20 protein-coding genes are annotated in these 20,046 nt (G+C 65.2%); 8 read left to right on the top strand and 12 right to left on the bottom strand.

All coding sequences use genetic code 11. The annotated features are described in order from the left end of the window. Positions 1-98: 98 nt before the first annotated feature. The 8 genes from ABDB81_RS22110 to ABDB81_RS22075 form a co-directional block, all read right to left on the bottom strand. Complete coding sequence (locus ABDB81_RS22110) at positions 99-392, bottom strand: EscU/YscU/HrcU family type III secretion system export apparatus switch protein (protein WP_346813594.1); 294 nt, start codon at positions 390-392, stop codon at positions 99-101. Then, positions 389-1,750: a flagellar hook-length control protein FliK gene (locus ABDB81_RS22105; protein WP_346813593.1), complete on the bottom strand. Its 1,362-nt coding sequence runs from the start codon at positions 1,748-1,750 to the stop codon at positions 389-391. Before ABDB81_RS22105 ends, ABDB81_RS22110 begins: the two co-directional genes overlap by 4 nt. A gap of 131 nt (positions 1,751-1,881) precedes the next feature. Further along, the gene (locus tag ABDB81_RS22100) at positions 1,882-2,208 is read right to left on the bottom strand and encodes a flagellar protein FliT (protein ID WP_346813607.1); all 327 of its coding nucleotides are present in this window, start codon (positions 2,206-2,208) and stop codon (positions 1,882-1,884) included. Positions 2,209-2,210: 2 nt separating this feature from the next. After that, the gene (gene fliS, locus ABDB81_RS22095; RefSeq protein ID WP_137927650.1) at positions 2,211-2,660 is read right to left on the bottom strand and encodes a flagellar export chaperone FliS; all 450 of its coding nucleotides are present in this window, start codon (positions 2,658-2,660) and stop codon (positions 2,211-2,213) included. Positions 2,661-2,687: 27 nt separating this feature from the next. Further along, complete coding sequence (fliD, locus tag ABDB81_RS22090; protein ID WP_346813592.1) at positions 2,688-4,103, bottom strand: flagellar filament capping protein FliD; 1,416 nt, start codon at positions 4,101-4,103, stop codon at positions 2,688-2,690. Positions 4,104-4,165: 62 nt separating this feature from the next. Further along, positions 4,166-4,552, bottom strand: coding sequence for a flagellar protein FlaG (locus ABDB81_RS22085; protein WP_346813591.1), 387 nt, complete (start codon positions 4,550-4,552; stop codon positions 4,166-4,168). 127 nt (positions 4,553-4,679) lie between these two features. Then, positions 4,680-5,870, bottom strand: coding sequence for a FliC/FljB family flagellin (locus ABDB81_RS22080; protein WP_137927653.1), 1,191 nt, complete (start codon positions 5,868-5,870; stop codon positions 4,680-4,682). Positions 5,871-6,143: 273 nt separating this feature from the next. Then, positions 6,144-6,464 (bottom strand): RNA chaperone Hfq, encoded by a 321-nt coding sequence (locus ABDB81_RS22075; RefSeq protein WP_137927654.1) that lies wholly within the window; start codon positions 6,462-6,464, stop codon positions 6,144-6,146. A 901-nt stretch (positions 6,465-7,365) separates the two neighbouring features. On the opposite strand from ABDB81_RS22075, the gene ABDB81_RS22070 reads away from it, so the two are divergent. Beyond that, positions 7,366-9,330 carry a methyl-accepting chemotaxis protein gene (locus ABDB81_RS22070; RefSeq protein WP_137927655.1) on the top strand — a complete coding sequence of 655 codons (1,965 nt, stop codon included), beginning with the start codon at positions 7,366-7,368 and terminating at the stop codon, positions 9,328-9,330. Between the two features lie 197 nt (positions 9,331-9,527). Next, entirely contained in the window at positions 9,528-11,075 is a 1,548-nt protein-coding gene (locus ABDB81_RS22065) for an MDR family MFS transporter (RefSeq protein WP_346813590.1), read from the top strand. Between the two features lie 2 nt (positions 11,076-11,077). On the opposite strand, the gene ABDB81_RS22060 is transcribed toward ABDB81_RS22065, so the two are convergent. Both ABDB81_RS22060 and ABDB81_RS22055 read right to left on the bottom strand, forming a co-directional pair. After that, entirely contained in the window at positions 11,078-11,992 is a 915-nt protein-coding gene (locus ABDB81_RS22060; RefSeq protein WP_137926310.1) for a LysR family transcriptional regulator, read from the bottom strand. A gap of 96 nt (positions 11,993-12,088) precedes the next feature. Then, positions 12,089-13,048, bottom strand: coding sequence for a sterol desaturase family protein (locus tag ABDB81_RS22055; RefSeq protein ID WP_346813589.1), 960 nt, complete (start codon positions 13,046-13,048; stop codon positions 12,089-12,091). Between the two features lie 244 nt (positions 13,049-13,292). On the opposite strand from ABDB81_RS22055, the gene ABDB81_RS22050 reads away from it, so the two are divergent. The 6 genes from ABDB81_RS22050 (at position 13,293) to ABDB81_RS22025 (ending at position 18,072) form a co-directional block, all read left to right on the top strand. Further along, on the top strand, positions 13,293-14,201 hold the full coding sequence (locus ABDB81_RS22050; protein ID WP_160474145.1) for a hypothetical protein: 909 nt from the start codon (positions 13,293-13,295) through the stop codon (positions 14,199-14,201). 77 nt (positions 14,202-14,278) lie between these two features. Beyond that, positions 14,279-14,578, top strand: a complete 300-nt coding sequence (locus ABDB81_RS22045; protein WP_346813588.1) for an EF-hand domain-containing protein — start codon at positions 14,279-14,281, stop codon at positions 14,576-14,578. 30 nt (positions 14,579-14,608) lie between these two features. Continuing rightward, positions 14,609-15,322 carry a response regulator gene (locus tag ABDB81_RS22040; protein WP_346813587.1) on the top strand — a complete coding sequence of 238 codons (714 nt, stop codon included), beginning with the start codon at positions 14,609-14,611 and terminating at the stop codon, positions 15,320-15,322. After that, the gene (locus ABDB81_RS22035) at positions 15,319-16,629 is read left to right on the top strand and encodes an ATP-binding protein (RefSeq protein ID WP_160474142.1); all 1,311 of its coding nucleotides are present in this window, start codon (positions 15,319-15,321) and stop codon (positions 16,627-16,629) included. Before ABDB81_RS22040 ends, ABDB81_RS22035 begins: the two co-directional genes overlap by 4 nt. A gap of 137 nt (positions 16,630-16,766) precedes the next feature. Then, positions 16,767-17,531 (top strand): DUF4410 domain-containing protein, encoded by a 765-nt coding sequence (locus ABDB81_RS22030; RefSeq protein ID WP_346813586.1) that lies wholly within the window; start codon positions 16,767-16,769, stop codon positions 17,529-17,531. A 94-nt stretch (positions 17,532-17,625) separates the two neighbouring features. Then, on the top strand, positions 17,626-18,072 hold the full coding sequence (locus ABDB81_RS22025) for a MarR family winged helix-turn-helix transcriptional regulator (RefSeq protein ID WP_137926316.1): 447 nt from the start codon (positions 17,626-17,628) through the stop codon (positions 18,070-18,072). Here the strand turns inward: ABDB81_RS22025 and ABDB81_RS22020 are convergent. Continuing rightward, positions 18,050-19,312: a YbfB/YjiJ family MFS transporter gene (locus ABDB81_RS22020; protein WP_137926317.1), complete on the bottom strand. Its 1,263-nt coding sequence runs from the start codon at positions 19,310-19,312 to the stop codon at positions 18,050-18,052. The genes ABDB81_RS22025 and ABDB81_RS22020 overlap by 23 nt on opposite strands. Before the next feature lie 121 nt (positions 19,313-19,433). Continuing rightward, on the bottom strand, positions 19,434-20,042 hold the full coding sequence (locus ABDB81_RS22015) for a TetR/AcrR family transcriptional regulator (protein WP_346813585.1): 609 nt from the start codon (positions 20,040-20,042) through the stop codon (positions 19,434-19,436). Positions 20,043-20,046: the final 4 nt, after the last annotated feature.

Below are 20,046 nucleotides of genomic sequence, written 5' to 3'. Positions count from 1 at the left end.
AGTAACAAGAGACATTCCAGGCCAGCGGCCCGAACACAAGCCGAAATTGGCGCTAATTCAGGCGAGGCGGGCCGCAGGTGATGCCTGCGGCGCCCGGATCAGACCCGTGCGGGGACGCCGGGGGTTGCGTCAGCGGGTGCTTCCATCTGGTGGAGCCAGGCCAGCAGTTCGGCCACGGCCACGTAAAGCTGGGGCGGGATCTGGCTGTCCAGGTTCACCTGCATCAGCAGGTTCACCAGCGCGGGCGAGCCGTGAACATAGACCCCGGCTTCGCGGGCCCGCGCGATGATGGCCTCGGCAGACATGCCGTAGCCCTTGGCCACCACGCGGGGGGCCTTGTCGTCGGACTGATAGGAGAGCGCGACGGCCGCGCCGCGATCGGGCTGGTTCATGCTGGCAGGGGGATGGCGGGGTTGGCGTCGGGCGCCGGCGCATCCTCGATCGATACGTTCATGTTCAGCAGCGAAATGCCCCGGGCTTCGAGCTGGCTGCGGAAATCCCCGCGACCTGCGTTCAGCTTTGCAGCGGTGTGGCTGCTGGCGGCCACGAGGCGGGCTTCGATGCCGTGCGCGCCGAGCGTCAGCACGGCATCGACACTGCCCAGTTGCGGCAGGTTCAGGCGCAGGCGTGTGCTCCAGCTCATCGCTTCGGCGTCGCCACCGGCTTGCTCGCGCGGCTGCTCGCGGGTGATCTCCCAGTCCATCGGCATGCCGGGCCAGGCATCGACCGTGGCACGGAACTGCTGCGTGGCCAGCAGTTCCAGCTGCTGGCGCACGGCGGTTTCGCTCGACGGATGGATAGCCGGGCCGGTGTCCTGCGCCGGCTGGGGCAATACGTTTTCAGGCGCGTTCCAGGTGGCGATGATCGCCGCGCGCTGGGCCTGCGCCATGTGGTGGCCTTCATGCGACACTTCGGCCGTGACCTGGTAGGCGTGCGCGGCGGCGCTGGCGTGCAGGGCACGGCGCTGCTCGGCGGCCGGGGTCAATGGCACGCCCGGTTGCGCTGCCGCATTGCTGGCGGCGTGGTGCTGGGCATTGCCCGGTTGCTGCGGCTGGGCGGCCGTCTTCGCGGCCACGTCAGCGGGAACGCCCGTGGACAGCGGATAGATGGCCGGCCGCGTCAGTTCTGCCAGCAACGTGGCGCTGGGCGGGGCCGTCGTGGGCGGTGCAGCCGGGCCGGCATAGGGCAGCAGCGCAGCCGGCGCACCTGCCGTCGAACCTTGCTGCGGCACTGGTTGGCCCTGCGGCTGGGCGGACGGCTGCGCCGGATTGCGCAGCGCGGCCTGTGGTTCCTGCAGCAGCGAGGAAAGCGGACGTTGGCCGCCCACCCACTGCGCGAGGTGCGATTCGTAGAACATCCCGCTCTGGTCCACCAGCTTTGCGAGCGCGGTCGAGAGCGTGGCCGTGCCTTCGGCGTCCGCGGGCGGCCCGGCCATCAGCGGCGCACCGGCGCGCAGCGGCTGCGGCTCGGCATCGTCGAACAGCTCCAAGATGGCACGGGCGGCAAAGCTCAGCGTCTCCCGCGTGGAAAGGTTGCGTCCCTGCAGGCGCGGATCGACCATGCCCGCCAGCAGCGTGCCGGGCTGGCGAGCCTGGACGGTCTCGCCGGTGGACGACTGCACGTCGCCCTGCGACACGTCCTGTACCGGCATCAGCGCGGCGAGCTTGTCCACGGCCAGTGCGGGCCTGGACAGTTGCGGGTCCGGAGACGAATGCGGGATCAGCGAGGTTGGGATCTGGATGCCGGTCATGGGCGCGGGGTGGCGAGGGCGGCGATGGTCGGCGGGCGCGTGATGTTACGAGGCGATCCGCTGCGGGGCTAGCCGTTCCGATGATCCCTCCCGCACGAGGCAGGAGGGCAGGGGGTGCGGCAGCTTGATGCTCAGGCGCCGTACGCTGCGGACAGTTCGAGCTTGCGGCGCGAGTTGCTCATCAGCGCGCCCAGTTCGGCCAGGCGCGGGTGGGTCAGGTCGCGGATGCGGGCATCGTACGCCAGGATGCGTTCCAGCAACTGGAAGCGGCGCAGGCGCTCTGCGTCCGTGAACGGTGCATTGTGGTCCAGCTGGCGAAGGCGTTCCACCTCGGCCATATAGACGGCCTGCAGATCGGTCAGTGCATCCCAGTTCGATGCGCGGGCTGCCTCGAACATCTGCTCGGACAGCACCAGAAGCTCTTCGTAGCTTCTGACGATGGGGGACATGGAAAACATCATCATGAGTCCTGCAGGGCGGGTTGTGCGTCCCCCGCCGGCGACGCCTGCTCGGCGTCGGCGGGAGCAGCCGGATCGATCGCGGCCCACGCCGTGGAGAGGTTCTCCAGCAGCGTGTCCACTTCGTTCAGCTTTTCCACGTCGCTGTGCAGGTTGGCCAGCATCAGGCGACGCGTCATGTAGTCATAAAGCGAGTCGAGGTTGGCGGAAATTTCTCCGCCCGCCTCGTGGTCCAGCACCGCACGCAGCCCGTTGTCGATGATGTTGATGGCCTTCGAGATGGCGTTGCCACGCGCTTCCAGCTCGTTGTTCTCCAGATGGAACTTGGCCTTGGCAATCGCCGAGCGCGCGCCGTCGTACAGCATGACGATCAACTTGTGCGGGCTGGCACTCATGACCCCGGTCTGTACGCCGACCTGGGCATAGGCGTTGATTCCTTGGCGCGCGAACATGGCAACTTCTCCGTGACGTACTGCGTTTTACTTGTTGCTGGTGTTGTTCATTGCCGCGAACTGCTGCGTCAGGTACGTCTTGGTCTGGTTCATCTGCGACACCAGCACGTCCAGCGCCGTGAACTGCTTGCGGTAGCGCTCCATCACCACGTCGATGCGGTCCGAGGTGTCGGTGTACTTGTCTTCCAGGCCCTTCAGGGTGTCCGTGAGACCGGTGGTGACTGCATCCAGCGCACCGCCCGTGGCGTTCAGGCCGTCCACGTAGTTGGTGATGGTCTTGCCCATGCCGGTGACGCCTTCGCTGCCCGTGAAGAACGAGGTCAGGTCCTTGAAGTTGTTGGCCAGGACCTTCTTCAGCTTGTCATCGTCGACTTCCAGCTTGCCGGCGTTGTCGGTGCCGACATTGAACTCGATGCCGAGGTCCGACAGCGTGTTGGAGCCGCCGGCGCCGTTCGGGACCGACGTGTTCAGCATCGAACGCATGCTGGCCAGGATGTTGCGCAGCGTGTTGTCGCCGTTCAGCGCCGCCTTGGTGCCCGCTTCGGTGTCGAAGGCGGTCAGCGTCTTGGCGGCCGACAGCACGTTGTTGTAGGCGGTGACGAAGCCGTTCACGGCGGCGGTGATCGCGGTGTCGTCGCGGGTCACGGACATGTTCGTGGTGCCCGTGGACTTGATGGTCAGCGTCAGGCCCTGTGCGGCTTCCTCCACGGTGTTGCTCTGGCTGACGATGTCCAGGCCGTTGAGGTTCAGCTTGGCGTCGGCGGCCTTGACCGCTTCCTTCACGCCGTTGGGCTGCGTGGCCTGCGTCGGATCGAAGTTGACGATGTCGCCCACGGCGGCATCGCTCGCGGTGATCCTCATCTGCGACTTCGTACCGGTCTTCTCGGACGTCAGCACGATGTGGTAAGGCGTGCCGCTGCCATCGTTGACGATGCTGGCGGTGACGCCCGCATCGGCTTTGTTGATCGCGTCGCGGATGCCTTCCAGCGACGTGTCCGAACCCAGCGTCACGGTCTTGGTGGACGACGCTGCGCCGCCCGTGGCCATGTCGGCACCAAGATCGATCGTGATGGTGCCGCCGCCGATGGCGGCCTTCTGGTCCGCAACACCCTTCGACACCAGGCTCTGCGAGGCAGCCACCGAGGTGACGTTGACGGTGTAGGTGCCGGCCACGGCGGTGGAGTTGGCGGCGGCGGTCAGCACGCTTTCGCTGGTCACATAGGGCTTGACCGCAGCAAAGGTGGAAGCGGTGGCCAGCGTCTTGGCAGCGGCCGAGTACGCATCGAGCACGCTCTTGATCGTGCCGTAACCCGACAGCTTGGCCTGGAAGCTCTTGGCCTGGTTGTCGATGGCGGTGAGCTGGGTTTTTTCGTTGGCCTCGATCTTGTCGAGCAGATCGCCAAGTTCGAGGTTGGAGCCGACGCCGATGGAGGAGATTGCCATGTTCTTTTACCTGTTGTTATGACTTCAACTGATTTGGGCTTGAGACTTGCAAGCGGGGTTCGTCAGGCTTTCTGGCTGACGAACAGCCCCTGGAGCTTGTCGATGACATGCGCGAAGCGCAGCACCTCCTCGCTCGGCAACTGGCGGATCAGCTCGCCGGTTTCCTTGTCCACCACCTTGGTGATCACGCGGTTGGTGTCCTGGTCGATCTCGAACCGCACGCCGATCGACGTGGTCTTGAGCACGTCCATCAACTCGCCTACCGCCGCCGCCATGTCAGGGGACGTGCCGGCGGGCAATTCCACACCCGTGTCCACGGAGGCCGCAGCCGCATAGGGCGCGGGGACGACCGAAGACGCCGCGGCAGGCATGGCCTGGGCGGCGCCGGGGAGCGCGAGGTCGGCGGTGACGCGTGCCGCCGTCAGGGAAACGGTTGAGGAGTACGCCATGTTCAGCTCCGTGCGGTGATGCAGGATCAGTGATGCGGTTGAAATGCTTTGCAGGCGGCGGTCCGCCTGCGAAACACTCCAGCAAAAAAGCCGGGCCTTGCGGCCCGGCCTTCTTGCGGCGCTACGATTAACGCAGCAGCGACATCACGTTTTGCGTGGTCGAGTTTGCCTGGGCCAGCACCGAGGTACCAGCTTGTTGCAGGATCTGCGCGCGGGTCATGTTCGACACTTCCGTTGCGTAGTCAGCGTCTTCGATGCGCGAACGCGAAGCCGACAGGTTGTTGATCGTCGTGCTCAGGTTGTTGATCGTCGACTCGAAGCGGTTTTGCACAGCACCGAGGCTCGAACGCAGGTTGTCAACCGATGCCAGGGCCGTGTCCAGCGTCTTCAGCGGGTCGGTCGTAGCAGCTTGCTGGAAGTCCGAAGCTTGCAGCGTAGAACCCTTCAGCGTGAAGCCAACCGTCGAACCCGACACCGAACCGTCGGTCGGCTTGACGGCGATGAACATCGTCGTGGACGTGGCGGTACCGTTGCCGGCGAAACCCTTCGAAGCCAGGGCGTCGTTGTCGGCGGCGGTCAGGCCGGTCATCGACACTTGCACGAACCAGTTGCCCTTCGAATCAGCAACAACGCTTTGCGAGTTGATGGCTGCCGAAGTGTTCAGGCCCAGAGCGCGCTGGATGTCAGCGGCGACCACGCCGGTTGCCGAAGCAGCCGTCACCGGGGTGGAGGAACCCAGAGCCGTTTGAGCAGCTGCCGAACCGATCGAAGCCGTTGCGCCTTGCGGGCCGGCAACGCTGAAGCCAGCAACGCCCAGGGTCTTCGAGGTGATTTCCTTCAGCGCGATGCTGATGGTTTCGCTGTCGTTGGCGCCAACCTGGATCGACATGTTTTGGTCCTTGGCCAGGACCTTCACGCCGTTGAACTGGGTTTGTGCCGACACGCGGTCGATTTCCGACAGACGTTGCTTGATTTCGTCCTGGATCGACTTCAGGTCCGAACCCGAGTTCGTGCCCGTGGCAGCTTGCACGCCCAGTTCACGGATACGTTGCAGGTTGTTGTTGACTTCGCTCAGCGCGCCTTCGGTCGTTTGAGCGATCGAGATGCCGTCGTTGGCGTTACGCGATGCTTGCGTCAGGCCCTTGATGTTTGCCGTGAAACGGTTGGCAATGGCTTGGCCAGCTGCATCGTCCTTGGCGCTGTTGATGCGCAGACCCGACGACAGGCGTTGAATCGCGCTGTTCAGCGACGATTGCGACGTGTTCAGGTTGCTCTGCGTTTGCAGCGACAGAATGTTGGTATTGATGACTTGCGCCATGGTACGACTCCTATTTGCAATGTTGTAGGCATTCCGGCAGTTGCCGTAACGTTGGCTGCCTGCGTTGCAGGGCGTAGAGTGCCTCCGTTGCAAAGGTTATCGACCGAGGGGGGGAAGACTTTAGAGTGACTTGTGAGGGAGTTGCGGGCGCAGCCGGTTGTGCTATGGCTGGCGTCTTGTGGAGGCGCGTCCGTGCGGACGGCGTGCCTATATATATAGGTGCAGCGGCGGGCGCCTGGCCCGCACCCTGCTGCGTCAGCGGGGTTGGCCGGATCAGCGGCGCTTGCGGGTGCGTGGGATGTACAGGCGCACGAAATCCGGCGAGGCTTCGGCATCCAGCACGTCCGTGGCCAGTTCGGGCGCGTGCGACGGCGTGACCACCGTGATGGCGCGCTTGTAGATGAGCGTGGGCGAGGCATCGCGCTCGTCGCGTCCCAGCAGGATCATGTAGTTGTCCGAGGCCAGCACGACGCCATTCAGCCGCGTGCCATTCGACAGGTGGACGATGACTGCGAGGCGGCTGGCACTGTGCGCGGCAAACTGCAGTTGCTGCAACTTGCGGCTGGGACGGGGAGCCTTGATTTCCTTCTTCACAACTTCTCCGGAAGAGCCCGCGAGGGATCTGTCGGCTGACAACGGTCCGGTGATCGGTTGTTCTGGTGGATGTCGCACTAAAAGTGACGGATATGACAGCCCGATCGCGGCGAGAATTGAAACATTCGCTCTCGGAACCGGGGCGGAGGCGGATCCGCATCGGCGGGGAGGACAGTCTCTTCAGGATAGTGGAGAACGCTGCCCAGCCCGCGTGCCATGCCGCCGCTGCCAGGAGAGAAGGGGAATACTTCAGGCCGGAGAGTAACAAAGTTTTACAACCATTGACGAATCGATGATGGCAGCCCGCATAGAGGAATAGTTCTACTTTAAGCGTTGCCAACGATTTGTGGTTGATGTAGCACTTTTGTTTGTCATGGGCTAGGCACACCATGCGCAGTCCGTGAAACCCGCGCCAGCTAAAGGTTTCCGGCAATCGTCCGTTATCTGCCGACAAGGCCAAAAGTAACCTTCGCCGTCACTTTTGGCAAAGATTTGCATCGCTCGTTACACCCGCCACAGGGGTAAACCCTGATAGAAACAGGATTTACACCTCATGTAAGCGGGTTTATATTCCGGGTTCGGGCCGGGTACAGCCGGCTCCTTTTTGCAAAGCAGTCCTGAAAGCCTACGAGCACCCCGCGCGTGGGCTTCTTTTTTTTGAGCCCGCGTCCTTGGCCGCGATTCCTGCCGGCGCCCGCCGGTTTCGGCGGATCGGGATGCACGGGACAGATTAGACGCCACCGGCTGCGTCCCCAATCAGGGGAAGAGCAGCGACTTTTCCCCTCAATTCGTTTTTTCGCTCAAGACCGTCAAAACGCCCGCCGATACCCGGCTGTGCGACACCCGGACACGGGTGGATACCGCTCGACCGAACAAAAAACCGGACAAAGGGTACGAAGTGATGGGCTTGCGAAAAATGGGGATTGGCGCGCGGATGTCGCTGGCGTTCTGCGTGGTTGTGCTGCTGCTGGCCGCCGTGGCTGCGGTAGGTGTCAGGTCGCTCGGCGCCATGAACGACGTGCTGCACACCGCTGTGGAGCAGCGTCTGGTGCGCGTGCTGGATCTGAAGCTGGCCAAGGAGCGCGCGCTGATGATCGGCGTGATGCTGCGTGACGCATCGCTGACCGAAGACAGCGCCATGGCTGCGCAGAATGCCGAGAAGATCGTCAAGCTGCGCGAGCAGATCGGCGCCACGCTCGATAGCCTGGGCAAAGCCATGCGCGCCTCCGGTAGCGCGCAATCGACCGCTGCATTCGATGCCTTGACGCAGGCGCGCGGCGCCTATAACGAACAGCTCGACCAATTGCTGGCCCAACTGCGCGCGGGCGATTTCCCGGCTGCGCGTACGGCGCTGGTGTTGACGCTGCCCCTGGCCCAAGGCGCCTATTTCGAAAAACTCGACGCCTTCGCCGACCTGGGCCGCAAGCTGGCGGCTGACGCCGTGGAGGACGCCACGAACCAGTACGAATTCACGCGCAACCTGCTGGTCGGCCTGTCCGTGGCTGCGGCCATCATCGCTACGCTGCTCGGCGTGGCGCTGGCACGCTCGGTAACGCGCCCCGCCGCACAGGCGCTGGACGCTGCCGAAGCACTGGAGCAAGGCCAGCTCGGCCACATCATCGAAATCCGCACTCACGACGAGATGGGCCGCATGCTGGGCGCCCTGGAACGCGCCTTCGGACAATTGGGCGCGCTCGTGCGCGGCATCCAGCAGGCCGCCGGCTCGATCGATACGGCGGCGCGCGAGATTGCCACCGGCAACACCGATCTGTCGCAACGCACGGAAGAGCAGGCCGCATCGCTCGAACAGACCGCCGCCTCGATGGAGCAACTGACCTCGACGGTGCGCCAGAACGCCGAGAACGCACGGCAGGCCAACCAGCTGGCGGTCAACGCGTCGGACGTGGCCACGGAAGGCGGCCGCGTGGTGCGCGGCGTGGTGGATACGATGGAAGGCATCTCGAAGTCGTCAGCGCGCGTGGCGGAAATCATCGGCGTGATCGAAGGCATCGCCTTCCAGACCAACATCCTGGCGCTGAACGCGGCGGTGGAAGCTGCCCGCGCCGGTGAGCAGGGCCGGGGGTTCAGCGTGGTGGCAGCCGAAGTGCGCAGCCTGGCGCAGCGCTCGTCGTCGGCAGCCAAGGAAATCGGCGAACTGATCAACGGTTCCGTGCGTCAGGTGCAGGACGGCGCGAAGCAGGTGGAAGTGGCGGGCAAGACGATGGACGACATCGTGGGCGCGGTGCGTCGCGTGACGGACATCATGGGCGAAATCTCGGCGGCCAGCGAAGAGCAGACCGCCGGCATCGAACAGGTCAGTTTGGCTATCACGCAGATGGAAAGCGTGACGCAGCAGAACGCCGCGCTGGTGGAGGAAGCCAGCGCCGCCGCCGAAAGCCTGCTGCAGCAGGCGGGTGGTCTGGTCAGCGAAGCCGCGCGCTTCGAACTGGGCCAGCCGGGGCAGGGCGCGCGTCATGCCGCACACCACGTAGAGCAATATGTCGCACCGGTGAAATCGCTGCCGCCGGCCAAGACCGCACGAGCGCTGCCCGCCCCGCGCAAAACGGTAGCAAAACCGGCCCCCGTCGCACGGACCGCACCGGCTGCGCCCGCGGCAACGAAACTGCGTCCGGCCCAGAAGCCTGCCGCACCTCAACGCGCGGCGGCCGTGCCGGCTGCGGTCCGCCCGCCGGTCCAGCGCAAGGCCGACGCCGCGCCGGTGCTGGCCCGCCAGCCCGCCAAGCCCGCTGCGTCCCGCGCGCCGGTCGTGCATCAACGCAAGGAACCGATCCTGGCCACCGCGCGCCGTCCGGCCGCAGCGCCCAAGCCGGCCATGGCCGATGCGGGTGACTGGGAAACGTTCTGATCTTCTGACCGACTCGCGGGCGGGTAGCCAAAAAGCGGCGCAGGCAAATCCTGCGCTGTTATTTTTGGGGGTTGCCCCCCACTGAAAGCAAACAGTCAGGCGCGGTTTTCAGCGGTCGCATAAAATGTCGGCTCTCTCCATCCGACACAAGAGCAGCGATCCCGCGCCGTGGGGTCATCTGCCTGTCAGGCCAATCCATGTCCGCTGCATCCAAGCTCGCCCCCGACCCGTCGTCGAACCATGCGCCGGCCAACGTCCCCGTCATGCAGGTCATCTTCGGCCTGATGCTCGCCATTCTTCTCGGCGCGCTGGAGCAGTCGATCGTGGCGGTGGTGCTGCCCGATATCGCGCTGCAACTGAACGGGTTCGAGGACATGGCCTGGGTGATCTCCGCCTACCTGGTGGCGTCCACCGTGGTGACGCCGATCTACGGCAAGCTCTCCGACGTGCTGGGCCGCCGCGCGGTGCTGACGTTCGCCATCGTGTTGTTTTTGCTGGCGTCGGTGGCCTGTGCCATGGCCACGACCATGCCGATGCTGATTGCCGCGCGCATCCTGCAGGGGCTGGGCGGCGGCGGGCTGATTTCGGTTTCGCAGGCGACGATTGGCGACGTGGTGCCGCTGCGCGAGCGCGGACGCTACCAAGGCTACGTCAGTGGCGTGTGGGCCGTGGCCAGCATGGCCGGCCCCGTGCTGGGTGGCTATCTGGCGCACTTCCTGTCGTGGCGCTGGATCTTCTGGATCAACATTCCGTTGGCGCTGCTGGCGCTGGTGGTGGTGCGCCGCGCACTGCGCCATCTGCCGGTGAGCGGGCGCAAGCACCGGATCGACTATCTCGGCGCGTTGCTGTTCGGTGGCGGGCTGTCGGGCGTGCTGGTGTTCCTGACGCGGCTGGGGCAGGGCCATGCGCCGCTGGAGCCGCAGACCATCGGCCTGCTGGCGGCGGGGCTCGTCGGCATGGCGCTGTTCGTCTGGCAGGAGCGCCGCGCGGTGGACCCCGTGATTCCGCTGAACCTGCTGGCCGTGCCCACGGTGGCCATCTGCTGCCTGACGCTGTTCCTCTGTTTCTTCCAGTTGATTGCGATGTCGGTGCTGCTGCCGCTGCGCTTTCAGGTGGTGGGCGGCGCCCATGCCGATACTGCGGCGCTGCGACTCGTGCCGCTGACGCTGGCCATTCCGTTCGGCGCGTATATCTCCGGCCGGCTCATGACGTGGAGCGGGCGCTACAAGCCCATGCAGATGACTGGTTCGCTGGTGGCGCCCGTGGCCATCGTGGCATTGGCCTTCACGCCGCCCGATGCGGTGCTGCTGGCCGCCCTCGTGATGATCGTGCTTGGGTTGTCGATCGGGCTGCAACTTCCTGCGGGCCTGGTGGCCACGCAGAACTCGGTTCCGCATCACCAGATGGGGATCGCCACGGCACTCACGGCCTTCGCCCGTCTGCTGGGCGGCGCGGTGGGCGTGGCTGTGCTGACCACGGTGCTGATCGCGCTGCTGCGCCATAGCGGCGTGGCGGTGTCCGACCTGAAGGGCGGCGAGGATGTACTGATGAGCATGTTCCGCCGCGTGATGGGCGGAGGCGACCAGGCGGATGCGGCAGCGGTGCGCATGGCGGCGGAGCGCGCGTTTCGCCTGCTGTTCCTGATGAGTGCGGGGGTCTCGCTGATCGCGCCGTTCTTCGTGGCACGCCTGCGCGAAACCACGCTGCGGGGCAGTGCCGTGCCGGCGCCGGCAGCGGCGGACTGAATCTAGCGCGGCTCGCGCGTCATCATACGGCAGACCGCCGCCAGGGCCAGCAGGTTGGGGTCGCGCTCGCGGCGGCGCAGGAAGCTCAGGCCGATGGTCTGCTTCATGCCGTAGTCGGCGGTCAGCGGCACAAAGGCCACGTTGCGGGCCACCACGTCGCGCACGCGGCCCGGCAACAGCGTGTAGCCGATGCCGCCGCCCACGAGGTTCATCAACGAGAAGATGTCGCCCACCTTCATCACCACGTTCGGTGTGAAGTCGGCAATGCGGAACGCCTCGGCAAATCCGCTCGACGTCACGAATCCATCCCCCAGCGACACAAACGGCTCGTCACGGCACTGGCGCAGATCCACGGCATCCATGCGCGCGTAATCCGAATTGGCGGGGGCGGCAAAGAAGATGTCGTCCTCGAACATCGGGATCGATTCGATCTCCGGGCTTGGATCGGGCATGCCCATCAGCGTGGCGTCGATGGTGCCCTGACGCAGCTTGTCGAGCAGGTCCGCGTTGGAGCCGAGCACCAGTTCCGTCTGCAGTTCGGGCCGGCGCATCTTGATGCCGATCACCACCTGCGGCACGGTGCGTACCGTCAATGAATAGAGCGATCCGATCTTGAGCTGGTCTGCCGAGTAGCCGGCGGCCTCGCGCGTGATGCGCACGCCGTCGGCCATGGTCTTGAGCACGTCGCGCGCCACATCGGCCAGCACATGGGCCGCTTCGGTGGGCAGCAGGTTGCGTCCCTCGTGGCGGAACAGCGTGCAGCGCAATCCTTCCTCCAGCGAATGCAGGGCCCGGTGGATGCTGACCGTGCTGACCTCGAGCGCCTCGGCGGCCTTGGCCAGGTTGCCGGTTTCCATGAAGGCGAGCAGTGCCTCCAGCTTGCGGAAGGTGATGTCTTCGCTGATGCGTTCGGGCATGGGGGGCGCCTTGGGGAAGGCGGAAATGCGAACAGGCCACGATGATCGCACACCGTGGCCTGTCATGTCATAGCGAGGGGGCTGGCCTCATCGTCTTCATGCCTGCTGCAGGTCTCCTTGCATCGTGTCTTCGGTCGCTCCCTTCGTCTCCTCCACAGCTGTGCTGCGTTGCTGCTTTGCGGCGAGGCGCAGTGCCTCGGTCGTTGTGCCCTGGCCGTCCGGTGCCCAGCCCGGAGGCATCGTCAGGTAGCCCAGTGCGTGCCACGGCTTGCGGGAGTTGGCCATGTCGCGGAACAGGCTGACCCAATGTTCGAACTGGTTGACGATCGGGTTGGCGGTAGTGGTCGGGTGAACCAGGCCGTAGCGCACCGGCTCTTCAGCGCGTTCTTCCACATAGGTGCCGAACAGGCGGTCGAAGATGATCAGCACACCGCCGTAGTTGGCGTCGAGGTAATCCAGGTTCGAGGCATGGTGCACGCGGTGGGCCGACGGGGTGTTGAACACGTATTCGAACCAGCCAAGCTTCGGAATCCAGTCGTTATGGAGCCAGAACTGATAGAGCAGGTTGGCGGACAGCGTAGCCAGCACAACTTCGGGACGCACACCCAGCAGTACCAGCGGTGCAAAGAAGACGGCGCTGCCGGTGATCTTGCCGGTCCAGCCCAGACGATAGGCAGAGGCCAGGCTCATCTGGTTCGGCGAGTGGTGCACGGCATGCGTGGCCCAGAAGAAACGGATGCGGTGCGAGGCGCGGTGATACCAGTAGTAGCAGAACTCTTGTCCGATGAAGAGCAGGAACACCATCAGCGCGCTGTTCAGCGTCACGGTGAACAGGCGGTGTTCCCAGGCCAGATGAAAGACCGGCGTGGCCAGCGACAGCGGCAGCAGCACGGAGAGCTTGCGGCCTGCGAGGTCGGCCAGCGACAGCCAGACTTCCTTCCACGAGTACGGGTTGTCGGTGCCCTGGCGGCGGCGCCAGAGGATGGCGGCTTCGACGAGCGATACGGTGACGATGAACGCTGTCACGGCGGTGGCGATGGTTCCGCTAGTCAACATGATTTTCCTCACGGTGTGTCTGCTTCTGTCTGGGGTGACGCGGTGTTGCTGCGTCGGTGAGGCAAATGTAGTGGGGCGACCGTCGGGCATCCAGTCATCAATTATGTCGTTCCATGTCACCGATTTTTCGTGACATATCCCGACATGATTTGCGGGGCGACAGCCGCCGATCCACGTCCTAGAGTTCAGCCCGTCGACGCGATACGCAGCGTCCCGAAGCAAACCGAACTCGAAGGACATCATCATGGCAAACCGAATCCTGATCGCCGCCGCCGGCTCCCTGCTCCTGCTGGTCAACGCTTCCGCGTTTGCCTGGAGCGGTGGCCACTTCAATGCCTATACCCCGCGAGGCACCTACAGTGGCGGCCACGCCATGTCGTGCGGCGGCGGAAGCTGCGGCCATGCCGGCGGCGTGGTCGGCCCCTACGGTGGACTGGCGACCAACACCGGCACCGTCACCCGCAATGCGCCGGGACAGTTTTCGAATAGCGGCACCGCGGTCGGCCCGAACGGCCGCTCGGTGCAGCACGATGGCAGCACCAGCTGCGCAGGCGGCACTTGCAACCACACTGGCGACATGACCGGATCGAATGGCCACTCGGCCACGACCGATGGCAGTGTCACCCGTAACGGCGCCGGGCAGTACAGCTCGTCGGGCACCGTGACGGCGGGCAACGGCAACAGCTACAACCACTCGGCATCCACGTCCTGTGCCTGGGGCACTTGTGATCGCTCCGGCACCGTCAACGGCAGCTATGGCGGCACCGTCACGCATTCGGGCAGTGCTACCCGTGTGTCGAGCGGTGTGGTGACCACCGGTGGCGGTACAACGGTCGTGCATGGCGCGACGGTGAGCACCGGCTCGACTGTCGTGGTGGGCGTGCCGCCGGTCTATGTTCCGCCGCCCGCTCCGATTGCCGTGGTAGCCCCGGTGCCTGCCGTCATGCCGCCGCCCCCGCCGCCGGTTGTGGTTGTGCCCGCGCCGGTGCCGGTGGCCCCCGTGGTGATCGCACCGCCGCCGCCCGTACGCGTGGCCCCGCTGCCGATGGTGGTGGTCACCGCGCCGCGCCCGGTGTATGTCGCACCGCGTCCCGCCTACGTAGTCCCCGGCCACTGGGTGGGCCGCGTCTGGGTGCCGACGCACTACGCCTGACCGATCCTTTCCTGTTTCCCTTTTTTCCTTTTTATCAACCGGCCGGCCCAACGTCGGCCAACCCACGGAGTTTCATCATGAAGAAGATGATGGCTGTACTTATCTTGTGTATTGTTTCTGCAGGCGCCAGCGCCCAGGGGATGCCGATGGCAGGCGGGGGCGACAAGTCGGTGCGCGCCGAGCAGGTGCTGACGCAATTGCAGGAACGCTTTGCCGCCGCCAACACCACGCGCGATGGCAAGCTGACCCGGGCGCAGGCACAGGCCGGCATGCCGATGGTGGCGCGTCATTTCGACGAGATCGATGCACAACGCGTTGGCTACATCACGCTGCCGCAGATCGAAGTCTTCATGGCCCAGCACATGAAGCAGCGTTGATGCGTCAAGCCCGCAACCGTGGAGGAACGGATGGAGCAGGCGAACCGGATTATCGTGCTCGACGACGAAGCGGAACTGCGCAACATGCTGCAGCGCTTCCTGACCGGCCATGGCTTCCAGGTACGCGCCGTGGCCGACGGCAAGCAGCTATCCCGCTACATGCAGCGCGAGCCGTATGACCTGCTCGTGCTGGATCTGATGATGGAACCCGAGGATGGCCTGACCATTTGCCGAAAGCTGCGCGCAGAAGGCCAGACCATCCCCATCCTGATGCTGACCGCCAAGGGCGATCCAGCCGATCGCGTGGTCGGCCTCGATACCGGGGCCGATGACTACCTGGCCAAGCCCTTCCTGCCCGATGAGCTCGTGGCACGCATCCGCGCCTTGCTGCGGCGCCAGAAAATCGCCGCAGGCGATCCCACCGTTTCCTCGCAGACCCTGAGTTTCGGGGCATTCCGCTTCGATGTGGGCAAACAGACGCTCACGCGCGATGGCGAGACCATCGAGGTGCACTCCGCCCAGATGCTGCTGCTCCATGCGCTGGGATCGTCGCCGAACCGCGCGGTGAGCCGCGAGAACCTGCTGGCACGCGCACGGGGCCGTGATCACGATGCGCTCGACCGCAGCATCGACGTGCAGATCCTGCGCTTGCGCCAGATCGTCGAGGAAGACCCGTCGAAGCCACGCTTCATCAAGACCGTGTGGGGCGTGGGCTACATGCTCGTGGCGGGTGTGGAGGGATGAGTCGCACCTTGCTGCCGCGCTCGCTGCTGGCGCGCAATATCGCGCTGCTCGTGATCCTCGTGTTCGTCACGCAGGCGTGCTCGCTGTTCGTGCTGCTGCATTTCGTGCAGCGTCCGCGCGTGGAACGGGCAGCTAGCGTGTTCTCGCATTACGTCACGTTGATGGATAGCGCATTGACCGGGCTGCCACCGGAAGAGGGGCGCGCTGCATTGGCCCGCATCGGCGGACAATTCACGCCACCGCCTGACGAACCGACAGGTGCCGATGTGGCGCATCCGTTCCGCACCTGGCAACGCGATACCTTCATGCAGGCGCTGCGGCGCGACCTCTCGCGCGATACCGATGTGCGATGGCAGGGCAGTGCCGATCAGGAAAAGCTCTGGATCGGCATACACGTAGCCGGTGCGCCGGCATGGATTGCCTTGCCGATGACTGCGGACTCGCAGGCCAGCGGGGTGACAGCCGCCATCGCGTTATCGGCGGGACTGGGTTTGCTTGCCGCGCTGGCGGGTTACCTGCTGCAGCGCCACATCAATCGCCCCTTGCGCGAACTGGAGCGCGCCACGCGTGACATCCACGCCGGCGATATCCCGGAGCCATTGCCCGTGGATGGGCCCACCGAAATCGCAGCGGTCAGCGTGGCGTTCAACGAGATGACCGAAGCACTCCAGCAGGCCGAGAAAACACGCGCGCTGATGCTCGCGGGCGTCTCGCACGACATCCGCACGCCGCTCACCAAGTTGCGGCTCGCGATGGCGATGGCCTTGCCGCGTGGCGCGGACGACGCGTTCGTGGCGTCCGTCGAAGGCTATCTCGATCACATCGACACCATCCTCCAGCAGTTCATGGACTACGCGGGCAGTGGCGAGCGGGAGACGCCGGAGCCGGGAGACCTCAACGCGTTGGTCGAACAACTGGCGGCGGATTTCGCGGGGCTTGGCCATGGCTTCGAACTTGACCTGCAGCCGCTGCGGCCCGTGCCGTATCGCCCGACCAGCATGTTGCGCATGTTGATGAACCTGATGCAGAACGCCATCCACTACGGCAAGACGGGACTGCTGGTGCGCACGTGGCAGGATGCGGCCAACGCGCACGTGGCGATCTGCGACCGTGGCAGCGGCATCAGCCTGGCCGAACTGGAGCAACTGCGCGCGCCGTTCAGCCGGGGCAGCAACACGCGTGGATCGAGCGGCACAGGGTTGGGTCTCGCCATCGTCGAGCGCATTGCAAGGCTGCACGGCGGGCAGCTCACGTTCCGCGCCAGGGAGGGCGGTGGCCTCGAAGTCGTGGTCTCGCTGCCTGCATGAGCGCGTGAAACAAGCACGTGAAGGGCCGTGACATTTCCCGACATAGTTGATGCCTGGCGTGTTGCACGCCCGTATCCAATACTGGGTCCTGCCCGGCACCGATGTCCGGTGCCAACGAAACTCACCAAGGACCCATCATGCAAGCCACCCTCAAGACCATTGCCCGCCAAACCAAGCTGACCGTCATCGCCGCACTCGCTGCGTCGTCGATGATGATGAGCGGCTGCGCCTCTGCCACGACGATGATTTCCGAGCCGCTCGCACCGGTCTCGGCCAGCGCCATCCACCCCGACATCGTCTATGTGCGCAACTTCGACACCACCGCTGCCAACGTGAAGACGGACACCACCGGTGTGGTCAAGCGCATCACCGCCATGGCCGAAGGCAGCAGCGCGGTCAATAGCGAAGACAAGGACACCACTGCAGCCCGCAACGCCACGGCTGACGAAATCGTGAAGCAGTTGCAGGCCAAGGGCCTGCACGCGGTGCGCATCGACGGCCCGGTGCCGACGGACGCCAATGCGCTCGTGGTGGAAGGCCGCTTCGAGAAGATCGACGAAGGCACGCAGCGCCGCCGCCTGCTGATCGGCCTGGGTGCCGGCAAGAGCGACGTGACCGCATCGGTGCAAGTGTCGTATCAACCCGCCCACGGCCAGCCAGTGCCGCTCGCCCTGTTCGAAACCCATGCCGATAGCGGCCATATGCCCGGCATGGCGGAAACGGCTGGCGTGGGCGCTCTGGCCGGTCACGCTGCTATCTCCGCAGGCGCGGATGTCGGCGTGCATGGCGCAACCGGCAGCCGCGACAGCGTCGGCGGCGAAGCCCGCCGTGTCGGCGACGCCGTGGCCAGGCAGGTCATGGCTGTGATCGACGGCCAGGGCGCCGTCAGCGCCCGCAGCTAAGCGCGACGCACTGTGGCGGGGTCCATGGCCTATGCAGTTTCGGATGGATCAGATACATTGACGCGATCCGATCTTCCGATCTGCTGGAAATGCCGTGAAACACTACACACGCGAAAACTTCCAACCGACGCACAGTGTGGGGTTCCATCTGAACCGGGCCCGTAACACCCTGTTGATGGAAATGGATGCGGCGCTGCGTCCGCTGGACATCACCGGGCAACAGATGGGCATCCTGCTGGCGCTGATGCGTGGCGCCGCCAGTACGCCACTGGAGATCAGCCGCGCACTGGGCATCGACACCGGCCTGATGACGCGAATGCTCGACAAGCTGGAGAACAAGGGCCTGCTGCAGCGTCAGCGCAGCGAAGAAGACCGGCGCGTGGTGCATCTGCTGCTGACCGACAAGGGCCGGTCCGTTGCGGGCACCATTCCCGAGATCGCGCCGCAGGTGCTGAATCACCGCCTGCGGCATTTCTCGCCCGAGGAGTTCCGCGAATTCCTGCGGCTGCTTCAGAAGTTTACGGACGGCGCGGCTGGCTGACTGGTTTGCGCGCCACGAAGTCCGCCGCAAACGCCACCGCCATCGCCACTGCCCCACAGGTAAAGATCAACGCGTAGTTTTCGTGGGTATGCGAAAACAGATACGCATATCCGTAACCGCCGATGGCCTGAAAGAGCGCGAACGATGCCGTGGCCCGGCTCCATGCGGCACGCTGCGCGACGGGATCGTGCGGCATCATGTCCTGCAGCTTTCCCAACACCATCGGCACGATGCCCGGTGTGAACGCGCCGAGCAGGATCGTTGCGATCCACAGCGCTACGGTGTGATGTGACACCGCCAGCAGCCCCACGGCAAAACCCTGCAGCACCATGGCGATGCGATAGCCATTGCGGTAACCCACCCGGCCCCCCAGCCAACTGCTGACCAGCGGCCCGGCGATGGCGGCCACGCCATACAGCACCCAATAGCCCGATCCCACGGAAGCACCTTGCCCGAGGCCACGCGCCACGTAGTCCACCAGCAGCACCATCGCGGGCACCAGTCCGAGCGCATTGGCGGCGTACTGGACGTAGATCACACGCAGCGCCTGCTTGTGCGACGCCAGCGCCTGATCGGCGGCGTGATGCCCTGCGGCCGTTGCCGCCGGCATGCCTGGAGGCGTGTCGCTGGCGGGCCAGCCGAGCCAGCTGATGGCGGTGAGCACCAGCGACACGGCACCGAGGCCGATCCACGTCGCGCGCAGTCCGAGCCTGAGCAACTCCGGCACCAGCGTGCCCGACGCGGCGATGCCGAGTCCCAGACCAAGGAAGATCAGGCCGCTCACAAAGGCGCGGCGTGGCGGCGCGATATGCGGCAGGATCGCCGTGGCCACCAGCACCATGATCGCGCCACCCGCCAGTCCGGACAGGAAGCGCCAGAAGAAGAACCAGCTTACCGAGAGCGGCATGGCGCAGGCAAAGAAGGCAGCCGTGGCAGCCACCATGAGCCAGCGCAACGCGTGCCGGTTCGACATTCGCGCAGCCAGCGGCCGACCCAGCAGGGCGCCGGCCAGGTATCCCGCAAAGTTGGCCGCGCCGAGCGTGACTGCATCGGAGGCGCTGAACCAATGCGCCTGGATCAGCGCCGGAATCAGCGGCGTGTACGCAAAGCGGGCCAGGCCAATGGCAACCAGACTGGCGCAGAGACCGGCCAGCGCGGCATGCAGCGCACTGCGGTCGAGGGCATCGTCAGCGGCAACCTTCCGTACGCTGGGTGGCGCGGCAGCGGCATCTTGTGACATGGGGGCGTTCCTTGTTGTCGATGTCCTGCTTTGGCAGGACGAGCGATACCGCCGCGCTGCGAGTGGCGCGTGTCGGATATCGGGAATTCGGGGGTATCGACGGCGGCGTGGCCGCTATCGGTCAGTGTGGCCCGTGCAGTGTGGCGCGCAAACCGAGCAGGCCCAGCGCCGGTCGCACCGAGGCTTCGAACAATGCGCGCTCGGGCATCACACGCGCCAGCACGCGCATGCCCACCTGAATCGATAACAGCATCGCGGCGATGTCATCCGCATCATGGTGCGCAGCAATGCTGCCGTTCGCTTGCGCCGCCCGCACCAGCCGGCTGAAGAAGTCACGCAGCAACGTCAGCTCCAGCGTCACGGCGGCTTGCATCTCGGGGTCTTCAGGCGAAGCTTCCAGCGCCGTATTGATCAGCATGCAGCCCCGATGCGGCAACTCGTTCGCACCACGCTCGATGCTTTCCGCAAAGAACTGCTCCAGCGCCTGCGCCGGGGCATAGCCGGATTCGATCCGCGCAATGCGCTCGCGCAGGGAACGGTTCAGGTAATCGTCCAGCGCCTGCATGAACAACTGGCGCTTGTCGCCAAACGCGTTGTAGAGGCTTGGCTGCGTCAGGCCCATGGCCTGCGTCAACTCGCGCGTGGACGTGGCCTGATAACCCTTGGCCCAGAACGTCTCCTGGGCCGCGGCCAAAGCGGTGTGGGCATCAAACTGCCGGGGGCGAGCCATGACG

The sequence above is a fragment of the Cupriavidus sp. DL-D2 genome (assembly GCF_039710735.1).
Taxonomy (GTDB): Bacteria; Pseudomonadota; Gammaproteobacteria; order Burkholderiales; family Burkholderiaceae; genus Cupriavidus.
This window is presented reverse-complemented; position numbering and strand designations above follow the sequence as displayed.